The organism is Candidatus Atelocyanobacterium thalassa isolate ALOHA (assembly GCF_000025125.1).
In the GTDB taxonomy this organism is placed as follows: domain Bacteria; phylum Cyanobacteriota; class Cyanobacteriia; order Cyanobacteriales; family Microcystaceae; genus Atelocyanobacterium; species Atelocyanobacterium thalassae.
This window is the reverse complement of sequence record NC_013771.1, coordinates 1002124-1027629: the sequence shown is the minus strand read 5'-3', so window position 1 is coordinate 1027629 and position 25506 is coordinate 1002124. Positions and strand designations below refer to the sequence as shown.

Below are 25506 nucleotides of genomic sequence, written 5' to 3'. Positions count from 1 at the left end.
TCTATAGTAGATAAATGCAATATGATATTTATCTACTATAGATTATTATTACTTTTTATTAATTTGAAAAAATCTTTCTACTAAGAGAATAGCAACGATATCATCGATTGAACGGGTTGGAATTCTTAAACTCTCAGGAATAAGACGTGAAATAGATTTTGGAGGATACATTTGCCAATATCGATTACGAGCTTCTAAAGTACTGTTACTTTCATCTATTTTAATAATAGGAATTGAAAATAATAATTTTTTTTCTAAACTTTCTTTCCAAATTCTAGAAGTTGTTTGCCCTCCCATTACTAATATTTTAAAAAAAATTTTTTATATAAGAAATTTACTTCTCGAACAACATCGTATGATGTGATAACTGCATGATAATAAAGCTTACCATCTTCACTAATGACGGCAATTCCGCATTTATCTCTTCCAGGATCAAATCCCAGAATAAATAGTGGTTTTTTCTTAGTCATTATTTACTTTTTGTTTCTAAAACTATATCTATTCCTTTTATCCCTAAAAGTTTTAATTTTAAAGGGCCAATTGTTTTTGTGTCTTGCATTGCAATTGCCTTAAGTTTATCTAACCCTACTTGGGATTGTCGTATGCTTTCAATAAAGTCTACTAAAGTTTTTAATCTTCCATCTGCTACCTGTATCCCACCCAAGACTCCTGAACGACGAGCATGAAATTGAGTTGCCGATAATAATAATAAATCTAATTTTTGCTGTATCACTTCTTCTGTTAATTTTAAAGAATCAATTGAAATAACAGAAATTGTTTCTTCTTTCCTAAAAATTGTTTGATTGAGTGCAACATCTGCAAAAACTCTTACTTCTTTTTCTCCTTGCACATAATTGCCAGCAGCAATAATTCTAACCACATATTCTTTGTTATCTCGTAACTCCTGAATTAATTGCTGAACTTGGCTTTGGGTAATTTTCACTACTCTGTGGTCTGAATCTATAGTATTTTTCCCTATTAACTCTATAACAGTTCTATTAGCTTGTCTGAGTAATTCATCTACTACCTGCTGCGTATTAGCTTTAGAAACTATAAGACGTACTGCTCCAATAGACAATACTTGACCTCTAACAATAGCAATTTTTCTTTCTCGTAATTCTTGATAAGTTTGATAATATTGCTCTAAGATAGTCATCTGCCTTTGAAGATACATCGATTTCTTTTCTAATTGTTGGAGTTGAGATTCCTTATTTTTGAGAGCAATATCTTTACCATTGATATCTTGATCAAGTTGAATAATTTCAGCGTCTCTTCTGTCAATTTCTTCTTTTAAGATACTTTGACGTTTCTCCAAACTTTGTAACCTGTTTTGTCGTTCATTTAAAATCTTAGTTTGTTCTATAATTTGTTTTTTCCCTTTTCCTAGTTCTTGATCTCGGTTATTAATTTCCTGTTTTAACTTTTTAATCTGCTTATCAAGATTTATTTTACTTTGACGAAGCTCCTTTCTCTCGTTTAAAAGAGTTTGTATATCACTTCTTAACTTTAAAGCTTGATCAAAAGCTGATTTGAGTTGCTGCTTAGCTGTATTAAAATTATTAATAGTTATTTCTAACTTTTTCTCGACAGCATATTGTTCACTTTTAACTTTTCTTAACTCTTTTTCAGTATTCTTTTTATCAATACCGAGTCTTTCTAAATCAGCTTCGGCAATACGTAATTGTTTTTGAATTTTATCAAGTCGAAAAAGTCCTTCTCTTAAAGATTTACTAGAAATCAATAAAATACTAAATGTTGAAGCTGCTATGAGTGTTCCTGTCAAAACAGTAACTACAATGGCTGTTTGTTTTGGGCGAAGATTGCCAATTGTAAGTCGGGCTTTGCCAACTTTACTTCCCAATCGATCACCTAACGCTGCAATTAAGCCTCCTAAAACGAGAATCGATAGTACTAAGATATAAGAGCTAGTCATTCGCTTTTAAGATTAATACCAATATTAAGAAAATTGTTGACTAAGATTAATAGGATTGTGAACTGTAATTTTTTTCTTATAGATGGAGATTATTCCTTGCTGACGCAAATCTCCTAGAAGACGAGTTATGGTAACACGAGTAGAACCAATAGCTTCTGCAATAGCCTGATGAGATAATTTTAAATCAATATGAATACCATCAGATACAGGAACTCCAAAATCTCGGCATAAAATTAACAAGAAACTGACTAAGCGAGATCCCATATCACGATGAGCGAGAGTTTCAATCATCATTTCTGTTTGTAGAATTCGTGAGGATAAACCTTTAAGCATTAAAATGGACAAATCAGAGTTATTTTTCAAAGCTTCTTCTACTCTGTTAGTTGGAGCAGATAATAGCTCCACAGCAGAAAAAGCGACAGCATGGTAGAAACGATCTGATTTTTGTCCTGCAATTAAAGAAAAGACCCCAAAAACACTATTTTCTCGCAACAAAGCTACAGTAATCTCGTCTCCTGCTTCATATACAAGAGATAGCTTAACAGCTCCTTTAAGTAGAAAATATATTTTGTCTGCTGGATCACCAGGGAAAAAAATAGTTTTTCCTCGTTCGAATAATTCAATATTCGAAGAGTAATCCTCTCCATTAATATGACGCAAAATAGCCGTTAGTGGTTTATTTTGTAGCACAGACAATTCAATCACACTTTAATAGAACATGAAAAAACAAAGGAAGTTAAAATATTTAAGATTATATTAATCCTCGACAAAAATTTTAATTTAAAGCATCTTGAGAGATTTTTGCTACTTTTTGCTTCACAATGTTTTTATCAGGATAATATATCTCTTACCCTGTGAATGATTATAGCCACCATTGTTCAAAAATGGTGGCATGTTAGAGAAAAATTTGTTTAATTATTTAGATAACTATGTTAGATCTATCTGGAAAAAACGCTCTTATTACGGGAATTGCTAATAACCGCTCTATTGCTTGGGGAATTGCTCAACAACTTCATAAAGCTGGAGCGAACATTTGTGTTACATATTTACCTGATGAAAAAGGGCGCTTCGAAAAAAAAGTTCGTGATGTAGTTAAACCTATTTCACCTACTATTATTCTGCCTTGTGATGTTCAAGATGAATTACAGATACAAGAAACATTTAATCATATTTCCAATAACTTAGGAAAGCTAGATATATTAATTCATTGTCTAGCATTTTCAGATAAAGAAGGATTAGAAGGAGATTATAGTAATATATCTCGTGAAGTTTTCAATCAATCTCTCGATATTAGTACTTTTTCGTTAGGTAATATGGTCAAATATGCTAAACCGATAATGAATGAAGGGGGTAGTATATTAACTTTAACCTACGTGGGAGGAGTTAAGGTTATACCTAATTACAATTTAATGGGAATTGCTAAGGCTGGTCTAGAAATGAGTGTTCGTTACTTGGCTAATGAGCTAGGTCCAGACAATATTCGAATTAATGCTATTTCAGCTGGTCCGATGCGAACACTAGCATCTTCAGCAGTAGGAGGTATCTTGGATATGATTAATCATGTAGAGAAGGTCGCTCCTTTAAAGAGAACAGTAACTCAACTAGAGGTCGGTAATACTGCTGCTTTTCTATGTAGTGACCTGGCTAGTGGTATTACAGGGCAAATAGTTTATGTAGATGCTGGATATACAATCATGGGTATGTAAAAAAGAGTAAGAAGTAAAAAATTACTTCTTACTCTTTTTTGCTACATTTAAGTTTTTTAAGCTTATGGCTTTTTAAAGTTATTAATAGTAGATCTTAATCCCATCCAGCCAATTATGTTGTAAGCAATAGCTAGCATTAAACTCTTAAATCCAACATTTAAATTTTGCGTAGTATACTGTTTTTTAGCCTGATTTTCAGCTTTTTCTCTATTTTGATTCAATTGAGTTTCTAGTTGTTGCTTTAACTCAGTTGTTCGTTGTTTATATTCTTCTGGATTTTTTGCTAATTCTCTCAAACTTGTTAGCTGTTGGTATTGTTGTTGGAGAGTTTCTAGCTGTTGTGCTTCTAAAGGCTTTCCTTCAATTTGTCTAGCTTCTAAAATACTACGAAGGTTTACTATTTGATCGTTAAGAAGATCAGGGTTTTTTGACAAGGTATCAACTTGGGTAAGAAATTGTTTAATTTGTTCAGCTCCTTGAACTGCTCCTTGCTCAATTCTTTCTAAGGCTGCTACTTTAATAGTATTTTGATTATTCAAATGTACAGGGATTATCAATAAAAATATAAGTCCTAAAAGGCTAGCTAAGATATAAGTTGGTAACTCTAAATTAAATATTGATTTTTTATTACTTTGTTTATTATTTAAACTCTCAATAAAATAACCAACTAATACAAATCCTATGCCCACTAATGGCAGAGTGCCTTCATCAACAACAGAATTTATTAGATTATTCTGTAATTGTATATCTAAATCTAGAGGAACAATTAAAATAGCATAATGTAATAAAGAATTAAGTATAAAAACTATACCAATAATTTTAAGAACAAGAGATGTAAATGCTGAGTAGGTCATACTTTTTAATTTATCAATATTGCTTGCAATTTTTTTTATTAACTGCTTATTCAATTATTATCAAAAATATCTAATAAGCTAGTAAATATAAAATTATATCCCTATAAACTTAATAGGTTATCTATAAAATTAAGAATTATAGAATTTGAGTAATATTAAAAACCTTTTTTAATATTACTCAAATTCTATAGAAGGTTTTTTATTGAACGTGAACTATATACATCGCTATATATGGTTAATGTCTAAGTTTTGATGAATTTTGAGTCCTTATACTCTAGTGCCTAATGTTTTTGAAACTTCTGGTACACGTTTAAAGTTAAATCCGATAGCTCTTAAAGCATGCCATAAATGACCTTGTAAAATAAAAAAAGCTAGAAAGAAGTGTGAATTAGCTAGCCATGCACGAGAACTATATAAACGATCAGAAAGTTGTATGCTATCTACAAAATAAGGAGCAATACTAAATTTTAGTTCTAAAGGAGGTCCATAAAACTCTACAGGATAAGCCAATGTATTATGAGAACAATAAGCTACTGCTGTAAACCCACAAACAGCTAAACCTCCTAAAGCATAAGATAATAGGCCTTCTCCAGAGAATATAAATAAACTTTGAGCCCATTTTGAAGGAGGGACAAATATATGCCATATTCCACCGAGAATTAAAGCAGTAGCTACATAAATATGTCCACCTACTAAATCTTCTAAAGAATTAGTATCAACGAAATGAGTTTGATAAGTAAAAATCGTCACTGGATTAAGTGTGGGAGACATGACACTCCTTACTTCTCCTATTACGGGATCATAAATTCCATGCGAGTAACACCAAAAAACGAATAAAAAAGCTCCTAGTCCCAGCATAATCAAATGATGACCAAGAATAAATCCTAGTTTAATTGGATCATTCCACTCAAAATGAAATTTAGATGCACGATAAGAGCTATCTTTTAAAATTGCTGGTCCCTTTAAAGAGTGAAAGAGACCTCCTGCACCTAAAACAGCTGAAGAAATTAAATGTATAATGCCAATAAGAAAATATGGATAGGTATCAATAACTTGACCACCTTTACCAACGCCTATCCCTAAACTGGCTAAATGAGGAATCAAAATAAGATTCTGTTCTCCCATGGGAATATCAGGAGAATAATGTGTCACTTCAAATAGGCAAAATGCTCCTGCCCAAAATATAATTAATGCTGCATGAGCTATATGTGCAGCAAGCCATTTACCAGATAAATCTGCCAAACGCGAATTTCCAGCCCACCAACCATATTTAACGTCTGGATCGCCATAAGTTTGCATTCCTGTCATTTTTTATATCCTGTAGAATAATTTTAAAATACTTATATTTAATAAGTATACTAATACTAAAATATATTTCATTTAACTCAGAGTACTATAAATTTATTTAGTTTTAATATTCTTAATTCTTTAGTTGAGAAATCTTTGTTTTTATACTGCTAAGAACCGGTAGACTGAAACTATTGCTACACTGTTCAAAAAATTCTAAAACAGTAAAAGCAAGATACCTGAACATCTATTTTAGTTATACTATAATTAATAGTTACTATATTTTGTATATGTAATATTTACAATAATAAAGTATGGGACATAAGCTAAATCTCATAAGTGTTGACAAATATTGTAAATGTTTTTATCAAGATACTAAATGATGAATCCTATTTCAATATTCGGTATAGTAAAAACATCTATTGAGATACTAATCAAAAAATCAATTCTTACACCTTCTAAATCATGGATGGAAAATGGAAAATCGGCTCTCTATTAGGCATTCCTTTCTATATAAATTCTTCTTGGTTTTTAATTCTAGGATTAATTACTTTATCTAACATACAAGAAATTAATATTAGGGGACTTGCTGGCAATTCATTGTGGCTAGAATGGTTAACAGGATTATTTCTTTCTCTATTTTTGTTTGTTTCAGTTTTATCTCATGAACTAGGTCATAGTCTAGTTGCCCATAGTCAAGGAATTCAAGTTAAATCCATTACGTTATTTTTATTTGGTGGAGTTGCGACCATAGAGCAGGAATCAAAAAAACCTATTGAGGCATTTTTGATAGCTATCGCTGGTCCTCTAGTTAGTTTAGGATTGTCAGCTTTTTTATTTGCTATCCAACATATTATTCTTTCGCAGCAGGGAAATAATCTCTTACATCCTTTATTGTCTTATGTGTTGGAAGATATGATAAGAATAAATTTTGTACTAGGAATTTTTAATTTAATTCCAGGACTACCTTTGGATGGAGGGCAAATAGTTAAAGCAATTATATGGAAATTAAAAGACGATTACTTTGCTGGAGTTCTCTATGCATCTATAAGCGGTAGAATAATAGGATGGTTAGGCATCACCTTAGGCTCCCTTGTAATTTTATTAACATCTTCTTTAGGCGGTTTCTGGATAGTAATTGTCGGATGGTTCGTTTTGCGTAACGCAAATAACTATGCTCGTATTTCTCAATTACAAAAAAGTCTCTTAGAAATTAAAGCTACGGATGTTATGACTCATAATTTTCGTGTTGTTAATGCTAATCTAACTTTGTCTGAATTTATTCAAAAATATCACAGTCAAAAAGATCATGGAGTAGCTTACTTTGCTTCTTCAGAAGGACGTTATCGAGGATTACTCTTAAGAAAAGATTTAAAAAATAATAGTAATTCAGATTACTTATTAAAAGATATAGTACGTCCTTTAAATACCATATCTTCAGTAGAAGAAAAAACTTTATTGATCAAAGTAATTGATAAATTAGAAGAGAGTGAGGAGTCTTATATTACCGTCCTTTCTCTAGCTAATGCTGTTATAGGAATAATTGATCGAGGAGATATTGTTAAAAAAATTGCTTCATATAATAACTTGCCAATTTCTGATGATGAAATTAAGTATATTAAAGAAAAAGGTCAATATCCAAGTTATTTACAATTATCTGCAATATCAAAAGCTGTACAGTATGATCATGATACTGAAAAAAAATAAGATATTATCGTAAATTTATATATCTCAAAATAATGTATCATTAAAAGTTACTTTACTCTTGTTAACAATCATCACTCCTGTCTTTAAAGGTATCTTTAATAAGATGAATTGTTAGCAAATATCATTAAAAAATTTCTAATTATGAATTTACACATATAGATATTTTAATTTTGTAACCTAATATTTATTAAATTTAACTTATGTCCGCTTCTACAAAATTTGAGACTAACAAAACAAATAAACAGGCTCGTCAATTACTAGGAATGAAGGGAGCAGTTGATGAAAAAAAATCAATCTGGAAAATAAGATTACAATTAACAAAGCCTATTACTTGGGTCCCATTGATGTGGGGAGTCATATGTGGAGCTGCGTCCTCAGGTAACTTTTTTTGGACAATAGAAGATTTTTTGAAAACTATAGTTTGCATGATATTGTCGGGACCTTTAATGACAGGGTTTACTCAAACTCTTAATGATTTTTATGATCGTGAAATTGATGCTATTAATGAACCTTATAGACCTATCCCTTCAGGCGCTATTTCTGTACCTCAAGTAAAAGCGCAAATAATAATCCTATTAACTTTAGGATTATTATTGAGTTATGGGCTAGATATTTGGAGTAATCATGAATTTCCAATAATGCTATGCTTAACGTTGGGAGGTGCATTCGTATCCTATATATACTCGGCTCCTCCATTGAAGTTGAAAAAGAATGGCTGGTTAGGTAACTTTGCCCTAGGAGCTAGTTATATAGCCTTGCCTTGGTGGGCAGGTCATGCTTTGTTTGGGGAGTTGAATTATATGATTATAATTTTGACTTTATTTTATAGCTTTTCAGGTTTGGGAATTGCTATTATTAATGATTTTAAAAGTATTGAAGGAGATTCTAAGTTAGGATTAAACTCTATGCCTGTTATGTTTGGTGTGACGATAGCATCATGGATTTGCGTCATGATGATTGATGTATTTCAAATAGGGATTGGTATTTACCTAATTTATATTCATGAAAATCTTTATGCAACAATTTTATTGTTGTTAGTTATTCCACAAATAACACTACAAGATATGTATTTTTTAAGAGATCCATTAAAAAATGATGTAAAATACCAAGCTATTGCTCAGCCATTTTTAGTATTGGGAATGCTAGTAGTTGGCTTGGCATTGGGTAGACAAGTAATATAGCTATAAATTAAATATCTGTTTAAGTAGATTCAGTACAAAACAAGAAAATTAAAAACGTTATAAGTTTTTAAAATATATTTACTTAAAATAGGCTACAAAGATTTATCTTTGTAGCCTATTTTAAGCAATTCTTTTTTTTACTACTATTTATTTTTACAACTAAATTTTAACAATAGCAGAATATACATTAACGTCGAATACCAAGGCGTTTAATTAGGTCCTGATAACGATTGAAAGATTTATCTTTGATATATGCTAATAAACGTCTACGACGACCAATCATTTTTAGTAGTCCTCTACGCGATGCATGATCTTTTGGATTTTTCTTTAAATGGCTAGTTAGTTGAACAATTCGTTCTGTAAGTATAGCAACTTGTAAATCAGCTGATCCTGTATCAGTCTCATGAATCTGATATGCGCTCATCAGGGTTTGCTTTTGAATAGGGTTCAAACTCATAAAAAATTGTTTGATAAATACTGCAGTCTCTTATAATACCATTTATTTTTTAATATAACTACTATATGTCATTTAAAAAATAAACTACTTTCTTGGATATATTATGTTTAATTAATTATTTTTTCCTCTCACATTTATGAAATTGATAAATATAAACTATAAAAATCATTTGTCTTTATATCTTTATAAAAAAAACTGAATAGAGGAATCACTAAATTAGTATTTAGTTTTGCTAATAGTTATCATTAAATATAATTAATAAGTTACTATACTAATACCGATATAATCTTTGTAATATGTCCAATTGGCCTAATGATCAATCTCATTCTGAAAATAAAAATATATCTCAAGAATACTACATATCTTGGGCCCAAAAAGCTTATAAGCATATTCAGGAAGAGAAGATAATAGATAAATTAGATGATGCAAAAATAAACGCTACAGAAACTGTCAATTCTTCGTCTGTCAATATTTCTAACTCTGCAAATGAATCTTCAACGAATACTCCTACATGGATGCAAAAATCTAATCGCTTGGAGGCTCTTAAAGAGAATGCTACCGAATTAACAACTGCTAATAGTGAAATTTCTGTAGAATTTGATAAAGAATTTGTTTGGTCTGCAAAAATTCTAGCAGATCAAGGTAGAAAGCCGGAAGACATAACTGAAGATGAAATACAATGGTTAAAAAGTCTACATAAAGGTTTAAGTAAAACTCGTCGTGGTTTACTAAATCAATTAAAACTTGTCTTAGGTCAAGGACCTTTGAGCGAAAATGCTATTTTAGAAATAGAAACTATATTATTACAAGCAGATATAGGAATTAATGCGACAGATTATATTGTTACAACTTTACAGAATAAACTCTTAGAAGAATCTTTACCTTCAGAGAAAGCGATTGAATATCTAAAAACTATTTTATGTGATATCTTAAATTCTCCTCTAAAACAAGCATATGATTCAGAAATTTTAGTAAAGAAAGAAGTTCTAAATATTTGGTTATTGACAGGCGTTAACGGCGCTGGAAAGACAACAACTATTGGAAAACTTGCATATTTAGCTCAACAATGTGGACATAGTTGTATCATTGCAGCAGCTGATACTTTCAGAGCTGCTGCTGTTGAGCAGGTGAAAATATGGGGAGAGAAAACAAATACTCCTATTATTTCTAATTCTGGTAAAAACACTGATCCAGCTGCTGTTGTTTATGATGGACTAATGGCAGCCCAAGCCCGCAATGTTGATCTACTACTTGTAGATACTGCAGGAAGACTACAAAATAAAACAAATTTAATGGAAGAATTAGCTAAAATTAGGCGTGTTATTGATAAAAAAGCAAAAAATAATGTTCATATTGAATCTTTATTGGTTATTGATGCAACTTTAGGACAGAATGGATTGCGTCAAACAGAACTTTTTTCAGAAGCAGCTCATTTAACTGGAGTAATCCTAACAAAACTTGATGGAAGCTCAAAAGGTGGAATTGCACTAGCAATAACACAACAATTTGGTTTGCCAATTCGCTTTATTGGAGTAGGTGAAAACATGAAAGATCTGAAACCTTTTTCTAGCCATGAATTTGTAGAAGCTTTATTAGATGAGTAATATTCATTATGTTAACTATGATGCAAGCCTAATGTTGTTAATACAATACATTGAAATTTAGTTTCATTTTATATTTAAAGATTATTTAGTGAAAAATAAATTAATATTCAGTTGTTAGATTAGTCATAATGCCACACAGTTGACCCGTCCGACATATCTAATAAAGTTATATTATTTTCTTTCAATTTATCTCTAATAAGATCACTTTCCTTGTATTGTTTAGCATTTTTAGCTATTTTACGTTTCTTGACTAATTCATCAATTTCTTCATCAGTTAGTTTTTTGAATAATTCTATCTTTAGAGTAGTTTGATTAGCCTCTAATCCTAAAAGTTTCGCTAGGCTTTTTAAAGTATGCCATTGTGTCTCTAAAAAATTAGATGATAACGTAGTAACTCCTGTATGAGTTAATACATTACTTTCTTTACGCAAGTTCTTAGCAATCTCAAACAAAACCGCTAATCCACCAGCAAAGTTAAAATCATCATTTATTGCTTTTTTAAACCTGTTAACTAAATCAGGTAATAGTTCTGTAGCAGGGTTATTTTTAAAATTTAATTTTTCGCCATACTGATATCCGAACAAGAGGCCATCCGACAAAGTTTGCCAACTATTGGTCGCCGCTACTAATGAATTATGACTAAAATCCAACGGGTTGCGATAATGTGTTTGTAAAATAAATAATCTAACTACCATAGGCTCAAATTGATCTAGTAGTTCTCGTATTGTGGTGAAGTTACCCAAAGATTTTGACATTTTTTCTCCATCTACCTTTACCATTCCATTATGTGACCAGTAACGAGACAATTCTTTTCCTGTGATTGCTTCTGATTGAGCGATTTCATTCTCATGATGAGGAAAAATCAAATCACTACCTCCTACGTGAAGATCAATAGTTTCTCCTAGTTCTTTTTTAATCATTGCAGAACATTCTATATGCCATCCAGGTCTGCCTTTTCCCCACTTAGAATCCCAAGACTTTTCTGTAGGCTTAGCTTTTTTCCATACTGCAAAATCAGCAGGATCTCTTTTCTTATTCTTTTGAAAATCTTCTAGGGAAACTCTACCGCTAGCACCTGCTTTTAGATCTTCTAACTTACGTCCTGATAACTTCCCATAATCTTTATAACTCTTAATATCAAAATAAACATCTCCCTCAGAAAGATATGCATGCCCGCTCTTTTCCAATTCTCCAATCAAATTTTGAATATCGTCAATTATATGCGTTACTCTGGGATAAACACTGGCCTTTTTGACATTAAGACGTTCCATATCCTCAAAATAAGCATTGATAAATTTATTTGATACTTCTTCCATGGTTGTCTTTTCCTTGATTGCACGGCTGAGTATCTTATCATCTACATCTGTAAAGTTTTGAACATATTTAACTTCATAGCCAATCCATTCTAAATAATTTCTTACTGTATCCCAAATAATACAGGTTCTGGCATGACCTAAATGACAGAAATCATAAGTGGTAATACCACAACAATACATTTTTACTCTCGCTTCCTCAAGAGTTATGAAAGGTTCTTTTGTTCGAGTTAAAGTATTATAAATTACTAACATTATTTAAATCCAAAGAATAAAGGGGAAACTAAATTTAAAGAAGGTATGACATTATTCTTACAAACTTTCTCTATGTAAGAAACTTTGTACAATTTCTAAAATTCTATTACTTGACTGTCCATCTCCGAAAGGGTTAATCGTATTAGCCATTTTCGCATATGTTAATTTATTTGTAAGTAATTCATCAACTTTTGTTAAAATCTTATAGGGGTCAGTCCCAACCAAAGTAGCAGTACCTGCTTCAACAGCTTCTGGGCGTTCTGTAGTATCTCTTAGTACCAATAAAGGTTTACCAAGACTTGGCGCTTCTTCTTGTAGACCTCCAGAATCTGTTAATAATAAATAACATCTTTGAATAGCACCTATTAACTTTGTGTAGTCTAAAGGTTCGGTTAGAAAAACTCTGGGATGTTTTCCTAGAAGATCTTGAATCGGTTCTCTGATAACTGGATTACGGTGCATAGGGATTAATAATGCAACATTTGGAAATTTTTCTAAAATAAGACTAAAGCCTTTGATAATGTTTTTTAGTGGATCACCCCAATTTTCCCTTCGATGTACAGTCGCCAAAAGAACATCATAATTGTCCCAGTCTAAACCATCAATATTACAATCAGGAAATTTCTTAGCAACATCTAATAAAGCATCAACAACAGTATTTCCCGTTAGATGTATTTCTCCTGTAATATTAGAGTTTTTTAAATTTTCTAAAGCCAAGTGAGTTGGCGCAAAATGTAATTGAGCAAGCTGAGAAATTAAGCGACGATTTGCTTCTTCTGGATAAGGGTTATAGATATTATCTGTCCGCAAACCCGCTTCAACATGACCAACGGGGATTTTTTGATAAAAAGCTGCTAAACTAGCTGCGAAAGAAGTAGTAGTATCTCCTTGAACAATAACAAATTGAGGCTTGATCTTTTTAAAAATTTCTTCCAATCCTTTCAAACTACGACATGTAATATCAGTAAGACTTTGATCGGGTTGCATTATTTTTAAATCTTCGTTTGCTTCAATATTAAATAATTTCATAACCTGTCTTACCATCTCCTGATGTTGTCCTGTTAAGATGACATAAGTGATAAGCGCTTTCGATCTTTGAAATTTTTTTATCAAGGGAGCAAGCTTTATTGCTTCTGGACGAGTTCCTAAAGTAATACAAACTTTAAAAGGGGTTGAAGCCATATATCTAGGACAATAAAATTTAGTTTATTTTATAGTTTTACACAAGATCATGTTTATTAACTTTCCCATTACTAAATTTTAATAAATGCTATTAAGGTATTTTAAAAACAAAAAGCATTTTTCTTATTAATAAATTGGAATCTGCAAAAATTTGATTAGCAATTAATACAGTAACTTACAATACTAGTTTTAAAATAGATACTTTATAATTATAAAGTATCTAGTATCTATTACACATGAGTTCAATTGATATTGATTTAGCTTTTACTCCTGCCTTAGAATTGGCTAAACTAATTCTAAATCGTCAAATTACACCTCTAGATTTAACTAAATTATTTTTAGAACGAATTGAAAAATATAATCCAAAACTAGGAAGCTTTTTTTTTATTGCAAAAAGCGATGCTCTTAGAGATGCTGAGATAAAAACAAAGAAATTAAGCTCTATATCTAAGTTGGATTATCTTCCTCCTTTTTTTGGAGTTCCTATTGGGATAAAAGATCTTAATTCTGTAGCAAATATGCCTCTAACCTATGGTGTAGCTGCTCTCGAGAATAACATTGCTACTTATGACGATGAAGTTACTAAACGTTTAAAGCATGCTGGATTTGTAATATTAGGAAAAACAGCAACCTCTCAACTAGGTTCGTTCCCATACACAGAACCTCCAGGCTTTTTGCCCTCTCGTAATCCCTGGAACTTAGATTACACGTCAGGAGGATCAAGTGGCGGCTCAGCTGCTGCTGTTGCGTCAGGAATGTGTCCAATCGCTCAAGGTTCTGATGGAGGCGGATCAATTCGAGGTCCAGCAAGTTGCTGTGGACTAGTTGGAATAAAACCTTCTCGAGGAAGAGTTTCTAATGCTCCTGTTGGAGATTATCAAAGCGGAATTTCCAGCAATGGTCCAATAGCACGTACAGTAAGTGATGCCGCAGCTTTATTAGATGTAATGTCAGGTTATACCAAAGGTGATCCATATTGGTTGCCCACACCTGAAACTTCCTTCTTAGAAGCCACGAAACAAACTACTGAACCTTTAGTTATCGCTTTTTCTGATCACATACCACCTTTTCCAGAAACTGAATTAATTATCAAGAGAACAGTTCGAGAGACTGCTTTGCTTCTAGAATCTTTGGGACATCACGTAGAAGAAAAGTGCCCTTCAGTAGAGGCTTTAATTGATCCATTTAAGATTATTTGGCAATCAGGGGTTGAAGCTGCTGGTTTACCATCAAATATTTTAAGCCCACTAAATATTTGGTTACAACAACACACAGTAACAGCAGGAAAGTATTTACAGGCAGTTCATGAAATACAAGTTTTTTCTCGTAAATTGGTAAGTTTCTTTGATACTTTTGATATCTTAGTTTTACCTATTTACTTACATCAACCCATAAAGATTGGAGAGTGGTCTGCTCTACCACCTGAAAAAACTTTAAATAAAATTATTAATTGGATATCTCCTTGTCCAGCATTCAATGCTAGTGGGTTACCTGCTATTAGTTTACCTATGGGATACGACAATAAGGGATTGCCAATAGGAGTCCAGTTAATAGGAAAACCTGCTGATGAAATAACTCTGATTCGTGTAGCTGCTCAATTAGAAAAAATTAATAATTACCAATTACTAGTACCAAAGTCAGTAAATAGATAGACTGACTTTGATACTAATATTTATCAAAAATCAGTTTAGATCATGATAATAAACATTTATACTGTTTAGATATGGTTTCTTTCTCTAAATTACGATTCAAAAAATCTATTATAAGTTCACAGAAACGTGGTAGTAGTCTAATCTTTAAGTTATTACCTTATGTTGTTTTATATCCTGGATTATTATTATCATCAATAACTCTTTTAATACCTTTGTCCATAGCAGGAGCAGTACAACCTCTCCTTATAGGACAAGCAATTTCTCTATCACGCCAAGAAGCAACTTGGAATTTTATAGAAATCTTATCTCTGGAGCAAGGTTTAAGGTTGTTGACGTTATTATTATTAGTAACAATAATAATTCGTTTGATTTGTTCTTCTGTTCAAGGATTTATTATTCAAAAGTTAGGACAAAGTATCACAGCTGATATTAGAGGGGACCTATATAGTCATGTTATTTCATTAGAAAGTAGCTTTTTCAACAAAACCCCAATAGGTAATTTAATTACTCGTTTAACTAGTGATGTAGAAGCCTTAGGAGATATTTTTGCCAGTGGTGGAATTGGAATTATTAGTGACTCAGTTTATATTTTAGCAATTGTAGTTACTATGTTTATGCTAGATATGAAAATGGCTCTAGTGCTTTTATTAATGATAGTTCCTGTGGCAGTATTGATAGTATATTTTCAAAAACAATACCGTAAGGCAAATTATCAATCAAGAGAAAAATTATCTGAACTGAATTCTATGATACAAGAAAACATTTCAGGTATTAATGTAGTTCAAATTTTTCGAAGGAAGAACTTTAATAGCAAGTTATTTAAAGATATTAACAAAGATTACCGTCAAGCAACTAATAAAACAATCTTCCATGATTCAGCAGTTTCGGCAACTTTAGAATGGATAAGCTTGGTAGCAATTGCAACGGTTCTCTTGCTAGGAGGTATTGGTATAATGAACGCTAGTATTAACTTTGGTACTTTATCTGCATTTATTTTATATGCTCAGAGGCTATTTAATCCACTACGTCAATTTGCTGATAAATTCACCACGTTTCAGTCTGGTTTTACCTCTATTGAACGCATTGCAGAAATAATGCAAGAACCTATAGAAGTAAAAGATAGTAAAACAAATATAAATTTTTCAATTACTAGGAATAACAACAATAAAATAGGCGAAATTATTTTTGACAATGTGTGGTTTGGATATAAGAAAAATGATTTCATTCTTAAAAATCTAAATTTTAAAATTTATCCAGGAGAAAAAATAGCCTTAATAGGACCAACAGGATCCGGAAAAAGTTCAATAGTAAGACTTTTGTCACGTTTGTATGAACCTACTCATGGAAGAATTTTAATTGATGGAATTGACAGTCGTTACATTCCAAAAGAAGAACTTAGAAAATATATAGGAATTGTCTTACAAGAGAATTTTTTATTTGCTGGTGATATTAAAAGAAATATTACTTTAGGAGAATATTACTCTTTAGAAGAAGTTAAGCAGGCAGCAAAATCAACTAATACAGATCAGTTGATTGAAAATTTTCCTGAAGGATACCATACTCTACTAAAAGAAAAAGGTACTAACTTATCCAAGGGAGAAAAGCAATTATTGGCTTTTGCTAGAATTGCTATTCGTAATCCAAATATTTTAGTTTTAGATGAGGCAACAGCTAGTTTGGATGTAAAAACTGAAGTTTTAATACAGCAAGCATTAAAACAGTTACTAATTGATAGGACAGGGCTTATTATTGCTCACAGACTATCGACCATTAGAGATGTTGATAGAATATTCGTTTTGAAACAAGGCAAAATAATTCAATCAGGGAATCATGAAAATCTAATAAAACAAAAAGGCTTATATAGAAATTTGTATCAGTTGCAAGTCATGAGACATAAATAATTCATATGCATGATTACTTATAGTGAAAATTTTATTATTGCCTTTTAAGAGTTAACCTAATTTTTTCTGCAAAGTTAGAGTTATTTTGTCAGCAATGCCTTCAATCCAGTTTTCATCTTGTTTCGTGTAACTACGAGCAATATTAGTACCAAGAACCATCACACCATTTCCCCCTAATGGTTGGCAGATGATTCCTTGTGTATTCACTGGTAAATAATCAAATTCAATTTTTCCTGGATATAATTCAAGGTTAACTAAATATATTGGTTTCTGTTCCTGAAGAACTTTATTTAATATCTTACCCGGAGTAACTTTATTGTTTTCACCTAAAATTCCACGGCGAAGCAAAATGTCGTTTTTATAGTAAATAATTACAGATTTAGTAACAGTATTATTTAATAATAAGTGAGATGCCCAAGCTAAATCTATCTGAGTTTCTTCATCTAAATGAATATTAAATTCAATCCCCTCTTCTCCGATTAAAGTAACAGCATTAGGTGACTTTGGTTGCATTTGTTGCCAAAGTAACCCAACAAGAACTAGTGTTCCACTTAAAATAATTCCTACAACATCAGATCTTGCTTGAGATTCAGTTAGTTGTACTGTTGTAAAACGATTAATTACTAACAATGTGCTTCCTATGATGCCTGAAAATATAGGAATTAGTCGTAGACTTTGATTATAGTTTGAGCTCATTAAAGATAATTACTTAAAAATTATTTAAAAATTCTACGATTAATTAGTTATTGTAGAACATACTTTATTATAGTTAAAGCAACTATTTTAGAAAACGATTCATAAATTTTTCTAACGAAAAAGCTTTGTATAAAAAATGAGCCAATATTAATTAATAGCATGGAGATAATAAATTGATCTGTATAAGCTTAATTTATTATCTTCAGACTGTTATGGGTATATGATAATTTTCAAATAACATGACGAGCGCTAATGTTAGTCATAACTAAGCACAGTATTTCTAGATAATGTTAGTGTTGGTATCTATGAAACCATTCGAATTAACTTCTTATATTTTGTTTTTATTAAATAATTAATTCAAAGCCTATTCTTCTTAATATAAATTGATAATATGTTGTAATTCTTGACATAAATAATATTTCTTAATGCTCTTAATCCTGTTACACTATAGTTTCAGCTTTTTACTTGTATATTCTTAATAAGAATAATGGTAATTTTATTACCTTAAAAGTGCTATGTTTATCATCGAATCCCGAAATATTTTTAAAATAACTTATGGTAAATACTCTTCAAAAACCTAAACTCAAAGAACTACATCCAAACATTCAATCTACAGCGAAAGAAACTCTTTTAACTCCCCGTTTTTATACGACTGATTTTGAAGCATTAGCAAAGATGGATATTTCAATTAATGAAGAAGAATTGAAAGCTATTCTTGAAGAGTTTCGTACAGATTATAATCGTTATCATTTTATTCGACGTGGAGAGTTTTCTCAAACTTGGGACCATTTTGATGAAGATACTCGTAAGTTATTTGTTGAATTTTTAGAACGTTCATGCACAGCTGAATTCTCAGGTTTTTTACTTTACAAGGAATTAGGAAGACGTTTAAAAAATAAAAATCCTATTCTTGCAGAATGTTTTTTATTAATGTCACGAGATGAAGCACGTCATGCTGGATTTTTAAATAAAGCTTTGTCAGACTTTAATATGACTTTAGATTTGGGGTTTTTAACCAAAAGTCGTAGTTATACTTTCTTCCAGCCTAAGTTCATTTTTTATGCAACTTATTTATCTGAAAAGATTGGCTATTGGCGTTATATTACAATTTATCGACATCTAGAAAATAATCCTGAAAATAAGATATATCCTATATTTAACTTTTTTGAAAATTGGTGTCAAGATGAAAATCGTCATGGAGATTTTTTTGATGCAATCATGAAAGCAAATCCTGAGATATTGAATGATTGGAAAGCCCGTTTATGGTGCCGCTTTTTCTTGTTATCAGTATTTGCAACTATGTATTTTAATGATACTCAAAGGAGTGATTTTTACTCAGCTATTGGTTTAAATGCTCGAGATTATGATAAGCATGTTATTGAAAAAACTAATGAAGTAGCTGGACGAGTTTTTCCAGTAATATTGAACCTTAAAGATCCTAAATTCTATGAGCGTTTAGAGATATGCGTTAGTAATAACGCTAAATTAAGAGAAATAGATTCTTCTGAACAACATTATACTCTAAAGTTTTTAAGAAAATTACCAATACTAGTATCTAATGCAAGCCAACTTTTAAAGCTATATTTAATAAATCCGATTAATACTGAACATTTACAAGGGAATATACGCTAAAAAGCTGCAAATTAAAACTTGTAGTCTATTTAAAATAGGCTATAAGTTTTAAAATTAAAGTATTGATGAAACATGAAAATACACAGTTTAATCTAAATAGATTTAGTAAGTATTACTAAATCTATTTGTGTCTTTTGCGATGCCACTTCCAGGCATGATCGACTATAGTTTCCAGACTAGGATACTGTGGTTTCCAATTTAGCTTTGATTTAATTTTTAACCCACTTCCTACTAGTATGGGTGCGTCTCCTGGTCGACGTTTACCTTCTTTAACTAGAAAATCTACATCAGTAATTTTTTTCACGACATCAATTACTTCTCGTACAGAAAATCCATTTCCATTACCTAAATTAAACATATCGCTACTTCCTCCGCTTAGAAGATATTCTAAACCAAGAATGTGAGCTGTTGCTAAATCACTGACATGGATATAATCTCTAATTGCAGTACCATCAGGAGTGTCATAGTCTGTGCCGAAAATAACAAGGTGCTCTCTCTTTTTTAAAGCTGTAAGTAAAGCTAAGGGGATCAAATGAATTTCAGGTGTATGATCTTCTCCTAAATCTCCAGAAGGATCGGCCCCTGCAGCATTAAAGTATCTAAAAACTACAGATTTTAAATTATAAGCTTGATCAAAGTCTTTTAATATTTGCTCAACCATATATTTACTTGAAGCATATGGATTTAAAGGATTATTAGGATGGTTTTCTGTTATTGGAATATTATTAGATATCCCATATATAGAACAAGTAGAAGAAAAAATAAGTTTATTTATATTAGCAGAAACCATCGCTTCTAAAAGAGTTAAAGTTCCTACTACGTTGTTTTTATAATATGTAGCTGGATGATGAACTGATTCTCCTACTGCAAGGAAGGCAGCAAAATGCATTACAGCACAAATATTTCTTGTTGCGAAAATTTTATCTAATAAAAGGCGATCATTAGTATCTCCAATAATAAGCTCAACGTCTAAAACATCTCTTACAATTTCAGAATGACCGAAAGAAAGATTATCGAGAATAAGAATATTATATCCTGCTTTTTTAAGTAATAAAGCTACATGAGAGCCAATATATCCAGCTCCTCCTGTAACTAAAATCGTAGATTTATTCACAACATGGACATCCTTTATTATAAATTAGAAACAATAATAACAGTAATCGCTACTATTAGCGCTCCCTGTCTTTTTGAAAGTTTTTAGATCTAGTAGAGAGAAAAGATTTTTTTTGATATCATTTAAGAAGTAGGAAACATCCTAAGTAATATCCCTATTTTAAAGATTTTATGTTCTTAATTATTCAAACAAAAAATAGTTTTATTTAAACAGGCATTAAAAGTTATTTAGCTTAGTATGATTAATAATTTTACAAAATATATTTTAAACCAATATATTAAAAATATATAGTATAGGTTGTCAAAAGTTTTTCTTTAGCTTGTTTTTTATTATTTTAGTAACGATTAATTAAATATTAATATACTTTAAAGGTAACTTTATTTCTATTTCAATATTCTTGTGCAATAAAAACATTATTTATTAATGCTATACCAAGAAAAAGCCGTAGTAGATATTCTAAGGAAAGCAGGAAATGAAATTGATTTATCAGAAGATGAAGCAATTGTTCTTCTTTCTCAAACTAATAAACGTATGATTAATAAAATACGTCAGACAGCCGATTGTCTCCGACAAAAGCAAGCCGGAAACAATGTCACTTATGTTGTAAATCAAAATATAAATTTTACTAATATTTGTAAGCAAAAATGTCATTTTTGTGGATTTGGAAAAGATGTAGAGGATCAAAACTCATATACTCTAAACTTAGAAAATATTATTCAAAAAATAACCAATGCTTTAAAAAAAGGGGCTACTGAAGTTTGTATTCAGGGTGGCTTAAATCCAAATCTTAAAATAGAAAAAAGTTCTCTGAAATATTATCAAAAAATTATTATCTCGATTAAACAAAGATTTCCCAAAATCCATATACATGCATTTTCTCCTCAAGAAATAGTATTTATCTCTCAAGAGGATAAATTAAGTTACATATATGTAATAACAGAACTTAAAAAAGCTGGTTTAGATTCTATACCAGGAACTGCAGCTGAAATTCTGAATGATCAGGTGAGAAATCAAATTTGTCCTGAAAAAATTAATAGTAATACATGGATTGAGATTATTAGTTTAGCTCATTCGTTAGGTATATATACGAGTAGTACAATGCTATGTGGTCACATTGAAAATATACAGGAACAGGTAGAACATTTAAGTCACTTAAGAAATCTACAAAGAAAATCTATTGAGCAAAAATATCCTGCTAAAATCACAGAATTTATTTTATTACCTTTTATTAGTAAGAATATCTCTAGTTTTCCTAGTAAGTATTTACAAAGTCAAGAGCTTAATTTTGATAAAATCTTTTTACTTACAGCTGTATCAAGAATTTTTTTGGGAAAATGGATACCTAATCACCAGCCAAGTTGGGTTAAGTTAGGCTTGTATCGAGCTGTTGAAACGCTCAAGTGGGGTTGTAATGATTTTGGTGGCACATTAATGGAAGAGAACATTTCAGCTATGGCTGGAGCTAAAAATGGTACTTATATATCCGCAGAAAAATTTCAACAAGTTATTAAATCAATCAATCGCTATTATAAATCACGAAAAACTTTATACGATTACAATAGTGATCAAGTTTATTAGTATATTAGCTGTATCAATAATACTAACTTTTTATGAAAGATGATTTGTCAAAAAAATTTTTGACAAATCAAAGATACAAAAACCTTAATTTAAATCCAACTATCCTAAGATATAAAATAATTTTTTAATATATTTATTTTGTAAATAATTAGTTACTAAAGCTTTACTACAATATTTCAAATAATAATAAATTATTTATGTTCAATTTTTTTATTCCTATCATTGATCCTAGTATTAAAGAATGGTCGAAAGAAGCTAGATTTTTACGCTGGTTAACTTTTTTATGGTTATTTTTAGGTATTATTGCTCTTTTTTCTGCGTCTTATCACAGTGCTCAACAAGATTTTGGTAATGGTTTTCATTATATAATTCGTCAAACTATTTGGATATGGATAGGGTTACAGGGATTTAATATAATTGTTAAGATGCCATTAAAATATTTAATGAAGTTTGTTCCTTTTTTTATTTTTTTCTTGCTCAGTCTAATTTTATTAACTAAAACAGGATTAGGTCATACAGTTAATGGTGCGACTCGTTGGATCAAAATAGGTCCTGCTATTATTCAACCTTCAGAACTAATTAAACCATTTTTGGTACTGCAAAGTGCTTATATCTTTGGCTTTTGGCACCGTCATTCATTACGTATCAAGATACAGTGGATATTGATATTCTCAGCTGTTTTAGCAGGTATTCTAATACAGCCTAATTTGAGTACCACAGCTCTATGTGGCATTAGTCTGTGGTTAATTGCTCTTGCATCTGGAATTCCTGTAAGATACTTAATAACGGCAGCTGCTAGTGGTTTATCAGCTGCTTCATTTAGTGTTTATACTCATAGATATCAACTTAAAAGAATTCTATCCTTCCTTGATCCTTGGAAAGATGAAATAGCTAAGACTGATGGTTATCAGTTAATACAAAGTTTAATAGCTGTAGGGTCTGGAGGAATTTTTGGGTTAGGGTATGGACAATCTATACAGAAATGGTCATATCTACCTATTCATTACACTGATTTTATTTTTTCAGTTTATGCTGAAGAGTTTGGTTTTATCGGAAGTATATTTTTGTTGCTATTATTATTTGTATATGCAACTTTCACACTAAAAATTTTAATAAACTGTACTCATCCAGTCAAAAGATTAATTGCTGTTGGCAGCATGATTATGATGGTTGGCCAAGCTTTATTGAATATTGGTGTCACAATCGGACTGTTACCCACAACCGGATTGCCACTACCTTTATGGAGTTACGGAGGAAGTTCTATTATTGCTAGTTTGACTTTATCAGGTTTATTAATTCGTGTTATTAGAGAAAATGGTGAAGACCCTATAGTTAGAATTGATAAAAGTGAATAGTTAGAGAACAATTTTATTATTACTTTCAGTCATATTTGAATAATTTATGTCTAAAGCCAGTCAAAATTAGCATAGGAATTATTTATACTAATTTTTCTGATCTACGGACTTATAAGTTGAAGTTACTTGCAATTCCTGTAATTGCTTAAAGTCTACTGAAGAAGGAGATTCCGTAAGTAGACAACTTGCTTGCTGAGTTTTTGGAAAAGCTATAACATCACGAATAGATTCTTCTTCTGCCAGTAACATTATTAACCGATCTAATCCATAAGCTATCCCTCCATGAGGAGGCGCTCCATATTCAAAAGCATCTAATATAAATTGAAATTTATTATGAATTTCTTCCTCTGATAATCCAATGGTTTGAAAAACTTTTTTTTGAATATCTTTCTGATAAATCCTCAAGCTTCCACCGCCAACTTCTATTCCATTAAATATCAAATCATAAGCTTGTGCTCTGGCTGTGGTCAGATCATTTAAGTCTGAAGTATTAGGACAGGTAAATGGATGGTGCAACGATTCGAATCGTTGTTCATCAGGATTCCATTCAAATAATGGAAATTCTGTTACCCATAACAAATTTATTTTATTTTTATCAATAAGATTCATCTGTTTCCCAATTATTAGTCTTAAGCGAGATAAGGATTTATTAACTAGCGCCGTATCCCCAGCACTAATCAATAGTAGATGACCAGGTTTTGCTCCTGTTTTCTCTAGTAAATCTTTTTTCTGTTCATTGGTTAAATTATCTTTTATTGCTCCAATAGTTTCTATCTGAGAATCTTCTTTTACTCGAATATAAACAATCCCCTTAGAGCCTGATTCTACTGCTTCTTGGAAAAGATCTCCTCCTGACTTGATTCGAACGTTGGAGATCGCACTATTACCTTCAGGTATAGGTAATACTTTTACACTTCCTGAATTTTTAATTGCTTCCGAAAATACTTTAAATTTACTATTTCGAAGAATATCAGATACATCAACTAAAGTTAAGTCAAAACGAGTATCTGGACAGTCTGTCCCATAATTTTCCATAACATATTGATATGTTAAACGTGGAAAAGGACGAGATAATTCTACATTTTTAATAGTCTTAAAAATATGACAAATTAAACCTTCGTTTAGATCTAAAATTTCATCCTCAGACATGAAACTCATCTCCATGTCTAGTTGAGTAAACTCAGGTTGTCTATCAGCCCTTAAGTCTTCATCACGGAAACATCTTGCTACTTGATAATAACGATCAAAGCCTGATACCATAAGCAGCTGTTTAAACAATTGAGGGGACTGCGGCAAAGCATACCATTGTCCAAAATTTACTCTGGAAGGAACTAAATAATCTCGTGCTCCTTCAGGAGTAGACCTAGTTAGGATAGGAGTTTCTACTTCTATAAAGTTCTGGTAATCTTCTAAATAGTGTCGTATAGTTTTAATCACTTTATGACGAAGCTGTAAATTGCTTAACATTTTTTCTCGTCTTAAATCTAGGTAGCGATATCTAAGACGAGTTTCTTCTTTTATTAATTCTTCTTCTGAGCCTGAGATACTAAAAGGTAGTTTTTTATTTACTACACTAAGTATTTCAATAGAGTCTGCATATATTTCTATTTCTCCAGTTTTCATCTTTGAGTTTAGAGAATCTGAAGGACGACAACTAACTTTACCTATGATTTTAATAACATATTCATTACGTAATCTTTCAGCAGTTTCATAAGATGAAGAATTATGTTTCGGATCGCTAACAATTTGAATAATACCAGTATGATCTCGTAAGTCTATAAAAATCACTCCTCCGTGATCTCGACGACGATCAACCCATCCAAAAAGGGTAACATTCGTACCAAGATCCATCGCACTTAGTTGATTACAGTAATGAGTTCGCATCTAAAGTTTAAATTAAAATATTAAATATTATTTATTATATTAATCTTTAATAAGATTGAATAATTAAAAGTCAAAAGTATTTCTCATTATCTCTTATTTATAAATAAGTTGATTATGTTATTTATCATAAGATTTTTTTTAAGAATAAATTTATATTCCATGAATCAAATAGCTAATTTTTTATAATTATATGCCTTGATTTTAGATAAATCACG

The 25506-nt window shown here is 31.0% G+C and carries 19 protein-coding genes and 1 pseudogene; 9 read left to right on the top strand and 11 right to left on the bottom strand.

Going from position 1 to position 25506, the window contains the following annotated elements; genetic code table 11:
- Window positions 1-48: 48 nt before the first annotated feature.
- The 3 genes and pseudogenes from UCYN_RS04220 to ntcA all read right to left on the bottom strand — a co-directional run bounded on the left by UCYN_RS04220 (window position 49) and on the right by ntcA (window position 2635).
- Window positions 49-470: pseudogene (locus UCYN_RS04220) on the bottom strand (RuvC family protein).
- Entirely contained in the window at window positions 470-1933 is a 1464-nt protein-coding gene (locus tag UCYN_RS04215) for a DUF3084 family protein (protein WP_012954266.1), read from the bottom strand. Before UCYN_RS04215 ends, UCYN_RS04220 begins: the two are co-directional and overlap by 1 nt.
- Before the next feature lie 24 nt (window positions 1934-1957).
- Complete coding sequence (gene ntcA, locus UCYN_RS04210) at window positions 1958-2635, bottom strand: global nitrogen regulator NtcA (RefSeq protein WP_041487869.1); 678 nt, start codon at window positions 2633-2635, stop codon at window positions 1958-1960.
- A 227-nt stretch (window positions 2636-2862) separates the two neighbouring features.
- On the opposite strand from ntcA, the gene fabI reads away from it, so the two are divergent.
- Entirely contained in the window at window positions 2863-3639 is a 777-nt protein-coding gene (gene fabI, locus UCYN_RS04205) for an enoyl-ACP reductase FabI (RefSeq protein ID WP_012954264.1), read from the top strand.
- A gap of 62 nt (window positions 3640-3701) precedes the next feature.
- On the opposite strand, the gene UCYN_RS04200 is transcribed toward fabI, so the two are convergent.
- The gene (locus UCYN_RS04200) at window positions 3702-4493 is read right to left on the bottom strand and encodes an HpsJ family protein (protein ID WP_041487868.1); all 792 of its coding nucleotides are present in this window, start codon (window positions 4491-4493) and stop codon (window positions 3702-3704) included.
- 267 nt (window positions 4494-4760) lie between these two features.
- Window positions 4761-5792 (bottom strand): chlorophyll a/b binding light-harvesting protein, encoded by a 1032-nt coding sequence (locus tag UCYN_RS04195; RefSeq protein ID WP_041487867.1) that lies wholly within the window; start codon window positions 5790-5792, stop codon window positions 4761-4763.
- A gap of 453 nt (window positions 5793-6245) precedes the next feature.
- Between UCYN_RS04195 and UCYN_RS04190 the strand changes: the two genes are divergently transcribed.
- A complete protein-coding gene (locus UCYN_RS04190; RefSeq protein WP_012954261.1) occupies window positions 6246-7487 on the top strand; it encodes a site-2 protease family protein in 1242 nt (413 codons plus the stop codon).
- A gap of 200 nt (window positions 7488-7687) precedes the next feature.
- Complete coding sequence (gene chlG / locus UCYN_RS04185) at window positions 7688-8668, top strand: chlorophyll synthase ChlG (protein WP_012954260.1); 981 nt, start codon at window positions 7688-7690, stop codon at window positions 8666-8668.
- A 187-nt stretch (window positions 8669-8855) separates the two neighbouring features.
- On the opposite strand, the gene rpsO is transcribed toward chlG, so the two are convergent.
- Window positions 8856-9125 carry a 30S ribosomal protein S15 gene (rpsO, locus tag UCYN_RS04180; RefSeq protein WP_012954259.1) on the bottom strand — a complete coding sequence of 90 codons (270 nt, stop codon included), beginning with the start codon at window positions 9123-9125 and terminating at the stop codon, window positions 8856-8858.
- Window positions 9126-9421: 296 nt separating this feature from the next.
- Between rpsO and ftsY the strand changes: the two genes are divergently transcribed.
- Entirely contained in the window at window positions 9422-10729 is a 1308-nt protein-coding gene (ftsY, locus tag UCYN_RS04175) for a signal recognition particle-docking protein FtsY (RefSeq protein WP_012954258.1), read from the top strand.
- Window positions 10730-10848: 119 nt separating this feature from the next.
- Here ftsY and cysS read toward each other — a convergent pair whose 3' ends face one another.
- Together cysS and wecB are read right to left on the bottom strand one after the other, a co-directional pair.
- Window positions 10849-12300, bottom strand: a complete 1452-nt coding sequence (cysS, locus tag UCYN_RS04170) for a cysteine--tRNA ligase (protein WP_041487762.1) — start codon at window positions 12298-12300, stop codon at window positions 10849-10851.
- A gap of 54 nt (window positions 12301-12354) precedes the next feature.
- Window positions 12355-13479 carry a non-hydrolyzing UDP-N-acetylglucosamine 2-epimerase gene (gene wecB, locus UCYN_RS04165; protein ID WP_012954256.1) on the bottom strand — a complete coding sequence of 375 codons (1125 nt, stop codon included), beginning with the start codon at window positions 13477-13479 and terminating at the stop codon, window positions 12355-12357.
- Window positions 13480-13715: 236 nt separating this feature from the next.
- Between wecB and UCYN_RS04160 the strand changes: the two genes are divergently transcribed.
- Both UCYN_RS04160 and UCYN_RS04155 read left to right on the top strand, forming a co-directional pair.
- Complete coding sequence (locus UCYN_RS04160) at window positions 13716-15131, top strand: amidase (RefSeq protein ID WP_012954255.1); 1416 nt, start codon at window positions 13716-13718, stop codon at window positions 15129-15131.
- Between the two features lie 71 nt (window positions 15132-15202).
- Complete coding sequence (locus tag UCYN_RS04155; protein ID WP_012954254.1) at window positions 15203-17032, top strand: ABC transporter ATP-binding protein; 1830 nt, start codon at window positions 15203-15205, stop codon at window positions 17030-17032.
- Between the two features lie 51 nt (window positions 17033-17083).
- On the opposite strand, the gene UCYN_RS04150 is transcribed toward UCYN_RS04155, so the two are convergent.
- A complete protein-coding gene (locus UCYN_RS04150; RefSeq protein ID WP_012954253.1) occupies window positions 17084-17728 on the bottom strand; it encodes a cofactor assembly of complex C subunit B in 645 nt (214 codons plus the stop codon).
- Between the two features lie 555 nt (window positions 17729-18283).
- On the opposite strand from UCYN_RS04150, the gene acsF reads away from it, so the two are divergent.
- Complete coding sequence (acsF, locus tag UCYN_RS04145; protein WP_012954252.1) at window positions 18284-19360, top strand: magnesium-protoporphyrin IX monomethyl ester (oxidative) cyclase; 1077 nt, start codon at window positions 18284-18286, stop codon at window positions 19358-19360.
- Window positions 19361-19481: 121 nt separating this feature from the next.
- Here acsF and galE read toward each other — a convergent pair whose 3' ends face one another.
- Window positions 19482-20474, bottom strand: coding sequence for a UDP-glucose 4-epimerase GalE (gene galE, locus UCYN_RS04140; protein ID WP_012954251.1), 993 nt, complete (start codon window positions 20472-20474; stop codon window positions 19482-19484).
- A gap of 423 nt (window positions 20475-20897) precedes the next feature.
- Here galE and cofH point away from each other — a divergent pair, with 423 nt between their 5' ends.
- Together cofH and UCYN_RS04130 are read left to right on the top strand one after the other, a co-directional pair.
- A complete protein-coding gene (gene cofH / locus UCYN_RS04135; protein WP_012954250.1) occupies window positions 20898-22052 on the top strand; it encodes a 7,8-didemethyl-8-hydroxy-5-deazariboflavin synthase subunit CofH in 1155 nt (384 codons plus the stop codon).
- A 197-nt stretch (window positions 22053-22249) separates the two neighbouring features.
- A complete protein-coding gene (locus UCYN_RS04130) occupies window positions 22250-23407 on the top strand; it encodes an FtsW/RodA/SpoVE family cell cycle protein (protein ID WP_012954249.1) in 1158 nt (385 codons plus the stop codon).
- 87 nt (window positions 23408-23494) lie between these two features.
- Here the strand turns inward: UCYN_RS04130 and aspS are convergent, their stop codons facing one another.
- On the bottom strand, window positions 23495-25291 hold the full coding sequence (aspS, locus tag UCYN_RS04125) for an aspartate--tRNA ligase (RefSeq protein WP_041487761.1): 1797 nt from the start codon (window positions 25289-25291) through the stop codon (window positions 23495-23497).
- Between the last annotated feature and the right edge of the window lie 215 nt (window positions 25292-25506).

Bases quoted from the DNA above. Each gene is read 5' to 3' on its own strand.
- UCYN_RS04215 (WP_012954266.1), bottom strand. From the start codon at position 1,933: ATGACTAGCTCTTATATCTTAGTACTATCGATTCTCGTTTTAGGAGGC.
- fabI (WP_012954264.1), top strand. From the start codon at position 2,863: ATGTTAGATCTATCTGGAAAAAACGCTCTTATTACGGGAATTGCTAAT.
- UCYN_RS04200 (WP_041487868.1), bottom strand. From the start codon at position 4,493: ATGACCTACTCAGCATTTACATCTCTTGTTCTTAAAATTATTGGTATA.
- UCYN_RS04195 (WP_041487867.1), bottom strand. From the start codon at position 5,792: ATGCAAACTTATGGCGATCCAGACGTTAAATATGGTTGGTGGGCTGGA.
- UCYN_RS04190 (WP_012954261.1), top strand. From the start codon at position 6,246: ATGGATGGAAAATGGAAAATCGGCTCTCTATTAGGCATTCCTTTCTAT.
- chlG (WP_012954260.1), top strand. From the start codon at position 7,688: ATGTCCGCTTCTACAAAATTTGAGACTAACAAAACAAATAAACAGGCT.
- rpsO (WP_012954259.1), bottom strand. From the start codon at position 9,125: ATGAGTTTGAACCCTATTCAAAAGCAAACCCTGATGAGCGCATATCAG.
- ftsY (WP_012954258.1), top strand. From the start codon at position 9,422: ATGTCCAATTGGCCTAATGATCAATCTCATTCTGAAAATAAAAATATA.
- wecB (WP_012954256.1), bottom strand. From the start codon at position 13,479: ATGGCTTCAACCCCTTTTAAAGTTTGTATTACTTTAGGAACTCGTCCA.
- UCYN_RS04160 (WP_012954255.1), top strand. From the start codon at position 13,716: ATGAGTTCAATTGATATTGATTTAGCTTTTACTCCTGCCTTAGAATTG.
- UCYN_RS04155 (WP_012954254.1), top strand. From the start codon at position 15,203: ATGGTTTCTTTCTCTAAATTACGATTCAAAAAATCTATTATAAGTTCA.
- UCYN_RS04150 (WP_012954253.1), bottom strand. From the start codon at position 17,728: ATGAGCTCAAACTATAATCAAAGTCTACGACTAATTCCTATATTTTCA.
- acsF (WP_012954252.1), top strand. From the start codon at position 18,284: ATGGTAAATACTCTTCAAAAACCTAAACTCAAAGAACTACATCCAAAC.
- cofH (WP_012954250.1), top strand. From the start codon at position 20,898: ATGCTATACCAAGAAAAAGCCGTAGTAGATATTCTAAGGAAAGCAGGA.
- UCYN_RS04130 (WP_012954249.1), top strand. From the start codon at position 22,250: ATGTTCAATTTTTTTATTCCTATCATTGATCCTAGTATTAAAGAATGG.
- aspS (WP_041487761.1), bottom strand. From the start codon at position 25,291: ATGCGAACTCATTACTGTAATCAACTAAGTGCGATGGATCTTGGTACG.